This is a genomic window from Flavobacterium cyanobacteriorum, from assembly GCF_002251835.1.
Lineage (GTDB): Bacteria > Bacteroidota > Bacteroidia > Flavobacteriales > Flavobacteriaceae > Flavobacterium > Flavobacterium cyanobacteriorum.
Map to the genome: position 1 here is coordinate 1 of NZ_NOXV01000190.1, position 2,611 is coordinate 2,611.

The following is a 2,611-nucleotide window of genomic DNA, read 5'->3' on the forward strand; positions in this document are numbered from 1 at the left end:
TCAACCCTTTTTTATTTAACAAATAAGTTTAAACCACTTCATTAATTTAGATTTCAGATCTTAGATTTTAGATTCGGAGAATTCACAATACTTAGGCCTGTGGGATAAATCTGGAATCTATACTATGAAATCTGAAATTTAATATTAAATTTGCACCGTCTCAAAGGGGTGCTCCAAATAAACGAGCTGAGATCATATCCAAAGAACCTGGGCGGGTAATGCCGCCAAGGGAACAATAAAGACAGTTACAGGAGTACGCCTTAACTGGGCTTTTTGACAAATCAATTATTTAATAACATAAGAATAATTGCCCCTTTTATTCGTAAAATTTTTACGGATGAAAATGTATTTAAACACCGCCTGGCTGCTAAGCCTCATCGCTCCCCGGAAAGCCGGGCAAACTTTATTAACAACCGGTATTGCTTTACTTTCTGTTACTGCTTACGCCCAGGAAGTTAAAAAAGACTCAACAGACGCCTATAAACTTGATGAAGTACTGGTGCAGTCGGTCCGCGCTACGGCGCAAACTCCCGTTACATTCAGCAATATAACACAGAAAGATCTGGCCCCGCGAAACCTGGGGCAGGACATCCCTGTGCTGCTTAATGTGCTCCCATCGGTAGTTACCACTACCGATGCGGGCAACGGCATTGGCTACACCTATATGCGGGTGCGGGGTTCTGATGCATCGCGGATCAATGTAACCCTCAACGGCATCCCTTATAACGATGCCGAATCGCAGGGTACCTTTTGGGTGAACCTTGGTGATTTTGCCTCATCGGCACAGAGCATACAGCTACAGCGCGGGGTGGGCACATCAACCAATGGCGCAGGTGCTTTCGGGGCCAGCCTTAACGTGCTTACCGATTCGTACAGCCATGAGGCAGGCGGGGAAATCGCTAATTCCTTCGGGAGTTTTAATTCGAGGAAACATACGGTCAAATTTACAACCGGGTTGCTGGCCAACAGGTTCGAGCTGGCCGGAAGGTTATCAAACATTGTATCAGAAGGATATATAGACCGTGCCTCAGCCGACCTTAAATCCTATTTCCTCCAGGGAACTTATGTGGGTAATACCACACTGGTAAAAGCGCTTGTATTTGGCGGTACCGAAAAAACCTACCAGGCATGGAACGGCCTTGAAGACCCGGAGAAGCTTGCCAATAACCGCACATATAATGTTTCAGGCCAGTATACTGACGAGGAGGGTAATATCCGGTTTTATGACAACGAAACCGACAACTACAGGCAGGACCACTACCAGCTGCACTGGAGCGAGAAGCTCTCCGGAAGCTGGAACACCAATGTGGCCTTGCATTATACCAAAGGGAGCGGCTATTTTGAAAATTATCGTGACGGTGCCGATTTTGCAGAATATGGCCTGCAGCCCGCCATAATAAACGGTGTAGCGGTATCGGCCGGTGACCTCATTACCCAAAAATGGCTTGACAATGATTTTTACGGCACCACTTTCTCGGTTAACTATAACCACAGCAAAGGGAATATAATCCTGGGCGGTGGGTGGAACCGCTATGACGGCAGCCATTTCGGTAAGGTTATATGGTCGGAATATTCAGGCAACAGGCGGCCTGATGACCGGTATTATGATGACACGGCCAGGAAGACCGATTTTAATATTTTTGGTAAAGCAACGTGGCAGGTACTGGAAAAACTCAGCCTTTTCGGCGACCTGCAATACAGGAAAGTTACCTATAAAGCTGACGGGGTTTTGGCAGAACCTGTTGATGATGTGTTTGACTTTTTTAACCCAAAAGCAGGGTTTACCTATACGCTGAACAGCAAAAACAACATTTATTTCTCCTATGCCAGGGCCAACCGCGAACCACGCAGGGATGATTATGAGAACGGCAGCTTTAAGCCGGAAAGGCTTAATGATTTTGAGCTGGGATGGCGCTACGCCGGGAATAAAGTAAAGCTGAACCTCAACGGCTACTACATGCGCTATAAAGACCAGCTGGTACTCACCGGGGCGCTAAACGATGTGGGCGCGCCGATATATACCAACAGCGGTGACAGCTACCGCTTAGGTGTTGAAGCAGATGCTGTCATCGCTTTGACCGATAAAATTATATTCAGCCCGAATGTGGCGATAAGCACCAATAAAAACATTGACTTTTATTTCCAGCGGGACGGGCAGCTGCAGAACCTCGGTAATACCAATATTGCCTTTTCGCCCAATGTGGTGGTAGGCTCCATACTCACATTTTTGCCCGTTAAGGGGTTGCAGCTATCGCTCCTCAATAAGTTTGTCGGCGAGCAGTACATGGGCAATATTGATTCGGAGCAGTCAAAACTGGACAGCTATGCCACTACCGACCTGAATGTATCCTATGAATTCCGGACAAATACTTTTGTAAAAACAATTACACTCTCAGGCCTGGTAAATAATGTATTCAATTACGAGTATGAATCCAACGGCTACTTTTACACCTATGATGCCGAAGGCCCCACACCCGGCTCTGTACAAACCTTTGAAGGCGCAGGCTATTATCCCCAGGCAGGCATCAACTTCCTGCTGGGCGCTACACTGAAGTTTTAATTAATTTTGTTTAGTACACGACAAAAAATATAATTGATTAAAAATCAATAA

The 2,611-nt window shown here is 46.1% G+C and carries 1 protein-coding gene; it reads left to right on the forward strand.

All coding sequences use genetic code 11. The features are described 5' to 3' along the window. The first annotated feature begins 343 nt into the window (after positions 1–343). Positions 344–2,560 carry a TonB-dependent receptor gene (locus CHU92_RS03795; RefSeq protein WP_394335731.1) on the forward strand — a complete coding sequence of 739 codons (2,217 nt, stop codon included), beginning with the start codon at positions 344–346 and terminating at the stop codon, positions 2,558–2,560. Positions 2,561–2,611 lie beyond the last annotated feature (51 nt).

What these genes read in the sequence shown, in the direction of transcription:
- CHU92_RS03795 (WP_394335731.1), top strand. Translation starts at nt 344, where the DNA reads ATGTATTTAAACACCGCCTGGCTGCTAAGCCTCATCGCTCCCCGGAAA.